The organism is Anaerolineales bacterium (assembly GCA_003105035.1).
Classification (GTDB): domain Bacteria; phylum Chloroflexota; class Anaerolineae; order Anaerolineales; family UBA4823; genus FEB-25.
The window spans coordinates 1-8,568 of the sequence record PQAL01000031.1 but is presented as its reverse complement, the minus strand read 5'-3'; the positions used below and the strand labels follow the sequence as shown (position 1 = coordinate 8,568).

The following is an 8,568-nucleotide window of genomic DNA, read 5'->3' as shown; positions in this document are numbered from 1 at the left end:
GGGTCATCGTGATGCACCAGCAGGCCGAGTGAACAACCGGCATGACCGGCGGCGTACTTCAGCATGTGGATGTCACCGTTGGAATTCCCGGCTGCCATGATCGGACGCCGTCCAATGGAACGGTGGATATGCGGTGGCTTTCCCTGGCCATCGTCGATGGGCAGCTCAGTTTCTTTCGTACGCAGTACCTGGGCAACTCCCTGTGTATCTTCCTTATAATTAAAAACCACGCTGCTGCCAATGGTCATGTAGCTGGGAATGTTATAGATCTCTTCGCAGACAGCCCGCACAAAATCGCGCCCGCCACCCGTGGTGATAAATACCCGAAAGTCGTGTTCTTGTAAGGTGTGCACCAGCTCGACCATCGGTAAATAGGTCAACAGCTTATATGGCTTGTTAAATCGAGCATCCACTGAATTGTTCAAGAACTCGAGGGCAGCTTGCTCAAACTCTTCGACGGAGATGCCTTCAAATGCCTCAAGGTAACCTGATCCGAGGGCCATTACTCCCTGCATATCACCCTTCGCAAAATCGCTGGCAACCTTTCCTAACCAGGCCATGTCTTTCTCATACACAGCCTTAAATGGCTGGCGCTCACGCAGCTCGGGTTTTTCGGCTGCCAGCTTATAAATCGCACGTAAACCAAACTGCAATTGGATATATAAAGGCTTCTCAAGCCAGAGCGTGCCGTCGTTATCAAAGGTGGCGATACGCTTTATCGGCGGCACAAAGCTAGCACTACCAGGATCGGTGACAGCCTGGATGAAGCTGAGTATCGATCGTTTTGTGTCGCTGTCATTCCAGGATGGTAATTGCGTATTCATTGTGTACTCCCTTTCTAGTCTTCAAGTATTGGATAGATCAAACACCACCTGGTCATACCACCATAGACGTTCGAAGAAGCTGCGTACCTTGTCGGATTTTGGTGTCTCTCGCTGGATAGCGCGTGAATGCTCAATCACCGCACGAATAGTGCGTTTTCCATCGATGGCATCATACCAATGCTTTTCAATAGCATCGATGGGCATATATAAGTCCGTATAGCTATGCACCTGATTGATCAACACTGCCGCGGCTCCCTCAGGCAAGCGCTCATTAACACAGATAGTATCGGCTATACGAATAGGCACATAGCTTTTCCAGCCTGGATCGCGAAAATTGATCATCCTGCCAGAGCTGGAGGCATCCTTCCGGTACAGGATCGCACTATGACGGAGCATGGTGCCTCGTAACAGCTCCATCGCCGAATATTGCTCGAGCATAGGAAGGTTGGTTATCCGAGAGGCCAGCTGAGTACTCGCCAATAAACCACATTGCGCTAGGTAAGCAGCCTGCCTTACCCAACGGCCAAATTTCAAGCCAGCTTCACCGAGCAGATCAACTAAGCGTGAGACGGAATAAGCCTGGTCGCGTGGGTTAAGCAGTGCATCAGCCAGCTCAACCTCATTCAATATATCAGGGGCATGCTGGATCAAGTGTTCAAGCGGATGACCTGGAGGCAGTACTCGAAGGACCTGGTTGAGCAGGTGGATGCCTTCATCGGTTACCTGGATTCCGAGCTTCCGGCAAAACTCCTGCAGCATGTAAATCCCAGCCCTGCCATAAGGTGCATAAACCATCAGCTGCATCGCACCATCCGGGGCAAGCACTCTGCTCAGGGCATTTAACCCTGAGGCGGGATCTGCCAGGTGATGAAGGACCCCGGTGCATACGATCTGATCGAAGGTCAGACTAAGCTCTTCAACCCGCTGGATGGGAAGCTGGTGGACACTCAGGTTTGCTAAAGCATATTTTTCCTTGAGCACCAGGGTATGCTGCACACTGGTCTGGCTGAAATCGATGCCTACCACGTGAGCGTGAGGCCAGCGCATGGCATACTTGGCTGCTTGCGAAGTTCCACAGCCTGCAATCAATATGGAAAAATCATCCCTGAAAGGTCTGTGAGGCCAATACAGGTGGTAATCGGCCCGCTGGCGGTTCAGATCGCTCCAGAGACGGCGGTACGCGTCGAGATTATCAAGCGGGCGTGGATATGGGTGGCGGTCATAGAAGGATTGGACCGCCGAATCAGTAGATTGTGGGTCTATTGGCTATGCTCCTTGATAATCTTATATAGATCGATCATATAGGTAGATGCACTGGAGCAAGCAGTGCATCTACCTTGTCAATTTAATGCAAGCTGCCGTCTGAAGCTTTGTTCAGCTGGGCAAGGATCTTTTCCAAGTTGAATGATAGTGCTTCCTGGCGGGGTGGAAACTGTTGATATGTAACTAGCTGCTGCCCGATAAAGATGGCAGCGGCAGGAATGATATAGAAGTGTTCAAGCACCCAATTCCAATAACCGTTGGAATTCTCGTCCGCCCGCTCAAAGGGATCACGCCGTAGGTTGAAGATCTTGGGTACACGCAGCTCCACGAAAGGTTCCGCCCAAACTTGCATCGTTTTTGCGCGCTGTTCTAGCAACACGATTTTCCAATCACCATAGCGGAAACCCATACACTGCCCATCATCGTCGACATAGAAGAAGAATTGACGTGGGCTTTGGTCTGTCTCTCCCGTCAGATAGGGCACCATATTGTAACCATCGATATGGACGCGGAAGGTCTTATCACCAACTGCATAACCTTTGAGTAGCTTCTGGACGATATCCGGATCTCCGGCAATGGCGAGCAGCGTAGGTAGCCAATCCTGGTGGCAGACAATGCCATTCAGTACTTTACCCGCTTCAATTTTTCCCGGCCAGCGTACGAAACAGGGCACCCGGAAAGCCCCCTCCCAGTTGGTATTCTTTTCACTCCGCCAGGGGGTAATGGCTCCATCCGGCCAGGAATTATAGTGTGGGCCGTTATCGGTCGAGTACTGCACGATGGTATCATCGGCAATGCCCAGCTCATCGATCACGTCCAGGACCTTCCCTACGTGCCGGTCGTGCAGCACCATGGCATCGTTGTAAAATCCCTGGCCGCTCAAGCCCTCGGCTGATTTCGGGATGTGGGTGAAGAGGTGCATGTGGGTGAAATTGCACCAGACAAAGAAAGGCTTGCCTTGCGTATGCACGCGCCGGATATACTCGATAGTGCGCTCGGCGATGTCGTCATCGATGGTCTCCATGCGTTTGCGGGTCAGTGGACCGGTGTCCACGATGGTCTGCTTGCCAACCTTGCCAAAGCGTGGGTCCACCGTTGGGTCGTCGACATCGGTTGCCTTACAATCAAGCACGCCACGCGGGCCGAACATCTGCTTGAACTTGGGATTCTTTGGATAATCAATGACCTCGGGTTCTTCTTCTGCGTTGAGGTGATACAGGTTGCCATAGAACTCATCGAAACCATGGACGGTGGGCAGGTACATATTGCGGTCACCCAGGTGATTCTTACCGAACTGGGCAGTGACATAGCCCTGGTTCTTGAGCAGATCAGCAATGGTCGGGTCTTCAGGCAGCAGGCCGATGGTAGCTGCCGGGCACCCCACCTTGGTCAGCCCGGTGCGGACCGGGTTCTGACCGGTGATGAAAGCCGCTCGTCCGGCAGTACAGCTTTGCTGCCCATAATAATCGGTGAATGAGACCCCTTCACGGGCGAGGCGATCGATATTTGGGGTTCGATATCCCATTGCTCCAAAGTTGTTATGGCTGAGGTTGTACCAGCCGATGTCGTCCCCCCAGATAATTAAAATGTTTGGCTTTCCATTAGGCATATCCTTATCTCCTTTCCACTTTATGTTCGCGTTGGTTGTTGATCATGATCAGCGTAAATAACCGAGGATCATATGATGGATTTATTTACTTAGCGATGGTCTCCGTGTAATGCATCCAGTGTCCTTTCTAGAATTCTCTCAAGATTGAATGCGCCAGGTTTCTGTCGGGGTGGGAACTCTTTAAATGTCTGGATCTGCTGTTGGAACAAGGCTGCCGCAGGATACAACATGTATATGTGCTTTACCATCCAGTCATAATAGGTATTTGAGTTCTCATCGGCACGCTCGAAGGGATCGCGGCGTAAGTTAAAAATCTTGGGCATACGCAATTCCACGAAGGGCTCCCCCCACAGCTTCATCGTTTTCGCGCGCTGTTCTTTATAAACAATCTTCCAATCAGCAAGGCGGATCGCTATCAGGTCACCATCATCGCTGACATAAAAGAAAAAGTTGCGCGGGCATTTATCCATCTCTCCGGTCAGATATGGAAGGATGTTGAAGCCATCGATGTGGACATGGAAATTCTTCTCACCTGCCTGGTGCCCTTGCTGAAGCTTTTCGACGATATTGGGTTCCCCAGCTGCGGCAAGCAGGGTGGGCAGCCATTCCTGGTGGGTTACGATGCCATTGAGTATCTTGCCAGCCTCGAACTTACCGGGCCAGCGAACAAAACATGGTACACGGAAGCCGCCTTCCCAGTTGGTGTCCTTTTCGCTACGCCAGGGGGAAATGGCTCCATCCGGCCAGCAATTGTAATGTGGTCCATTATCCGTCGAGTACTGGACAATGGTGTCGTCAGCAATACCCAGCTCATCCAATGTATCAAGTAATTTTCCAACCGCCTGGTCATGCAGCACCATGGCATCATTGTAAAAGCCCTGGCCACTGATGCCCTTGGCTGATTCGGGGATATAGGTCCAGATATGCATATGGGTAGCGTTCCACCAGATGAAGAACGGTTTTCCCGCGGCATGGGCTCGCTTGATGAATTCGATGGTACGCTCTGTGATATCATCGTCAATGGTCTCCATGCGCTTCTTGGTTAATGATCCAGTATCCACGATGATTTGCTTGCCAACCCGGCCAAAGCGCGAATCTTCGGCCGCATCGTCCACGTCGGTCGCTTTACAATCCAGCACACCACGCGGCCCGAACATAGCCCTAAACATCGGCATCTTTGGATAATCCGCTTCCTCGGGCTCATCCTCGGCATTAAGGTGATACAGGTTGCCATAGAACTCGTCAAAGCCATGCACGGTGGGTAAAAATAGGTTGCGGTCACCGAAGTGGTTTTTTCCAAATTGGCCGGTGACATAACCCAGGGGCTTGAGTAAATCAGCAATCGTTGGGTCCTGGGGTTGGAGGCCAGCGAATGCCCCAGGAGCACCGACCTTGGTTAGCCCGGTGCGGACCGGATTTTGACCCGTGATGAAAGCGGCCCGTCCAGCCGTGCAGCTTTGTTGGCCGTAATAATCGGTGAACTCAATACCTTCCTTAGCAATGCGGTCAATGTTGGGAGTTTGATAGCCCATCGCACCCCGGTTGTTGTGGCTGATGTTATACCAGCCAATGTCGTCCCCCCACAGGATTAATATGTTAGGCTTTCCGTTAGGCATGACTACATCTCCTTTCTTGTAAATCAATGATTAGATAAACTACTCAACAATGGTCTTGGTCAGAAAAAACTCCTTTCTATCGGCATCTTAAAACTGTGCTAGCTCTAACTACCGCAGACCTTGGACCGCCGATTGGTTTGGAGCCTCTTTTCCTGTCACTCTTCCTAAGGCTCCACCCGTGACACTCTTTGTACTGTAATCCGCTCTGGCACGGACAGGCGGCTTCAGGTGTGCATACCTGGTAGGCCCGCAATAATTCCTGCTTGCGTTCGGCTAGAATTCCCATCACATGTGATGCAGGTCGACCATCGTTCATCAACAACGCCATGACCTTCATCGGCTCATCCGCGTGCTGGAAGAATGCCTTATAACCAGCACACAGGTAATTCAGCCCTGGTTCTCCTGCAGGTGTGCTGGAAAACCTGTTCTTTGGGCACTCTCCATTACAGGCAAAAAGCACCGGGCATCTCAGACAAGTTTTCGGCAAGCTATTAAACTTATCCTGCCCAAATTTCATTTGCTCCGCAGAGCCAACCAGCTCGAGCATGTCCTTATCCTTGATGTTCCCGAGCAAGTAATCTGGCTCGACAAAATGGTCGCAGGAATACAGGTCACCATTGTGCTCCAAAGCCAGGCCGATCCCGCAGGTTTTCTCAAAGACACACATCCCAGACGTGGACAGCCGCATCCAATTACGCAGGGCAGCTTCAAAGGTCTGGACGAAGATCTTACCTACATCATGCTGAACCCACTCGTCAAAGACCTGGATCAGAAAGCGCCCGAACTGGATCGGCCGGACTGAACGTGGAGATACATGGTCACCAGCCTGGATGAGATTACGGCCGTCGGGGTTCATGCGCTCGATCACCGGGATGAACTGGATCCACTGGGTGCCCACCTCATCGCGCAAAAACTGGTAAATCTCCTTTGGGTGATCAGCGGAGATACGGTTCACAGTCGCCAGGATGTTGTACTCAACACGGTGCTTCTGCAGCAAGCGGATGCCGCGCATGACCCGATCAAAGGTTGGAGCACCGCCTCGGTCCACGCGGAAAATATCATGGATGTGGCGTGGGCCATCCAGGCTTATCCCGATCAGAAAGTTATGCTCCTTGAAGAACTCACACCACGCATCATCCAAAAGCGTGCCGTTCGTTTGCAAGGTGTTCTCGAAGGTCATCCCTGGCCGACGGTATTTATCCTGGAGTGCAACCGCTTTGCAAAAGAAATCCAAGCCCATCAGCGTTGGCTCACCTCCCTGCCAGGATACAGTTACCTCGCTGGTGTGGTGGGCGGAGATAAGCTGTTGGATATAGGCTTCCAGGAGGTCAGCAGACATACGAAAATTACTACCCGGATAGAGCAGCTCTTTATCGAGGAAGAAGCAGTATGTACAAGCAAGATTGCACGAAGCGCCGCTGGGTTTCGCAAGGACCTGAAAGCGTGGGGGAACGTGTGGTTGAGCCATTGACTGAGCAGCGGATTCCTTAATGCTACATAGAAGGCTACTGCTGCCTACTGATAAATCGTCAGAGAAGCCTCTCTACATTCGCAATTTAAAAGCTGGACCAACAATGCACTACTTCACCAAGAAACATGCATGCGATGATGAATGGGAGGACTGCTTGTTGAATAAATCACGATAAGCGTGAATCAGCCAGCCAATATCTTAGCCTTTTGTGCCGCGAATTCTTCTTCGCTCAGGATGCCTGCATCCTTGAGCTTAGCCAGTTTTTCGAGCTGGGCGATCTTCTCATCCATTGAGATGGCCGGAGCAGCCTGAATGGGTGCCTGTGACTGTTTCGCCTGCTGCTCAGCCAGGGCTTCTTGGTTAGCCTGCAGCTCTGCCATCTGCTGCTTTTCGGCTGCCTGCTGCTGAGCTGCAGCCTGCTGTTGGGCGGCTTTCTGCTGCTGCTTTCCTTTAACTGCACCGGCAGTCCCAACAACGACGGCGGTGGTGGCTGCTGCACCGATCAAACTCGGCCTGCCGATCCTTCTTCTCATCATCGGAGACATATTTTCCCTTTCCTTTCTTTTTTACGATTTACATCCTTACACACACGTAATTCAATATTTACACACACGGTAGACAAAATTAACTAGGCTGCCTGGTTTGCTCATCCACCGATCAAGGCACCGATGCCCTTGCTGAGCACCGCAAAACCGAAAATCAGGAACAGGATCGTCATCACCGTGGCATTGTTGCTGATCAGCCAGCTTTTCCAGCCGTTGAGCGTGGGCGTAGCCTTGTCGCCCATCACCAGATAGACGATCACCGGGGTAGCGACTGAACAACAAGCCAGGATGATAAAGACGATCAGAGCGATGATCAGTTGAGTCGAATCCAACCCGGCAGAGGCGATGGAAACCCCAGCTGCAATAAGCAGGGCAAGATTTTTTGGATTGACGGCGGATAACAACACAGCCAAACCGAGGGCTTTACCAGCTGTCATGGTGTCGATCGAGCTCATCCACTTGGGTACGGCTACCTCCTCCCCTGTCTGGGGGCGTTTCTTCCAGTTGCGGAAGGCTGCAATGATCAATAATAAGCCCAGGACAAGGTGAACGATCCCATACATTGATGATTCAGAGCTGCCGGTGGCTTGCTGTAATGAATCGGACAGAAAGACCACAACGACCGTCACGACGGTAACTCCCAGGATCCACCCGACCAAAAAACCCAGGCTTGTGCTGCGTGCGTGCTGGCTGAAGAGCATCAGGATGACCGCTACGATCGGGAATACGCTAAGGGCAACACCAAGCGCAAGAGGTAAGATATCTGCGATGACAGGTCCCATATTCTCTCCTTTTTCTTTATGTCATAATGTCGCTATACATCGAGAACCAACACCCGATTAAGATTTCCATATCTACGGCCATCTCTCCCGCGTATTCCAGGAAAGATAGGATGAATTCCAGCAGAATTTGAGAGGACTGGGTTGCGGATGGAAAGTATCCAACCACAACCCAGTCATACCGGTTATTAGAGTGGTATTGGCAAGAAGCGCAGGATCTCCTCGCCAACATTGTTCAACATGATCAAGAACCCATCACGAAGCTCAAAGTTCGCCACCTGGGGCAGGAGCTCAAGGTAGGTGAGCTCCAGGGTATCCGCTGGGTCGCCGCATGCCTTTTTCGTCGCATCGGGCGGATAGATGGTGATTACCTGACCGTCGGCGATATAGGTGCTGTTGTAAGCATTACATCCGCCGTTGCCGCTTAAGCTGCCGTTCGGGCTGAAATAGGCGGTGATCAA

General features: G+C 51.7%; 8 protein-coding genes. All 8 read right to left on the bottom strand.

Going from position 1 to position 8,568, the window contains the following annotated elements; all coding sequences use genetic code 11:
- On the bottom strand, positions 1 to 824 hold an 824-nt coding region (locus C3F13_12730), incomplete at its 3' end, for a hypothetical protein (GenBank protein ID PWB51946.1).
- 21 nt (positions 825 to 845) lie between these two features.
- Positions 846 to 2,087, bottom strand: coding sequence for a class I SAM-dependent methyltransferase (locus C3F13_12725; protein ID PWB51945.1), 1,242 nt, complete (start codon positions 2,085 to 2,087; stop codon positions 846 to 848).
- A gap of 82 nt (positions 2,088 to 2,169) precedes the next feature.
- A complete protein-coding gene (locus C3F13_12720; GenBank protein PWB51944.1) occupies positions 2,170 to 3,696 on the bottom strand; it encodes an arylsulfatase in 1,527 nt (508 codons plus the stop codon).
- 89 nt (positions 3,697 to 3,785) lie between these two features.
- A complete protein-coding gene (locus C3F13_12715) occupies positions 3,786 to 5,312 on the bottom strand; it encodes an arylsulfatase (GenBank protein ID PWB51943.1) in 1,527 nt (508 codons plus the stop codon).
- Positions 5,313 to 5,388: 76 nt separating this feature from the next.
- Positions 5,389 to 6,780, bottom strand: coding sequence for an anaerobic sulfatase maturase (locus tag C3F13_12710; GenBank protein PWB51942.1), 1,392 nt, complete (start codon positions 6,778 to 6,780; stop codon positions 5,389 to 5,391).
- Positions 6,781 to 6,965: 185 nt separating this feature from the next.
- Positions 6,966 to 7,316, bottom strand: coding sequence for a hypothetical protein (locus tag C3F13_12705; protein ID PWB51947.1), 351 nt, complete (start codon positions 7,314 to 7,316; stop codon positions 6,966 to 6,968).
- 113 nt (positions 7,317 to 7,429) lie between these two features.
- Positions 7,430 to 8,110 carry a hypothetical protein gene (locus C3F13_12700; protein ID PWB51941.1) on the bottom strand — a complete coding sequence of 227 codons (681 nt, stop codon included), beginning with the start codon at positions 8,108 to 8,110 and terminating at the stop codon, positions 7,430 to 7,432.
- A gap of 185 nt (positions 8,111 to 8,295) precedes the next feature.
- Positions 8,296 to 8,568 carry a hypothetical protein gene (locus C3F13_12695; GenBank protein PWB51940.1) on the bottom strand — a complete coding sequence of 91 codons (273 nt, stop codon included), beginning with the start codon at positions 8,566 to 8,568 and terminating at the stop codon, positions 8,296 to 8,298.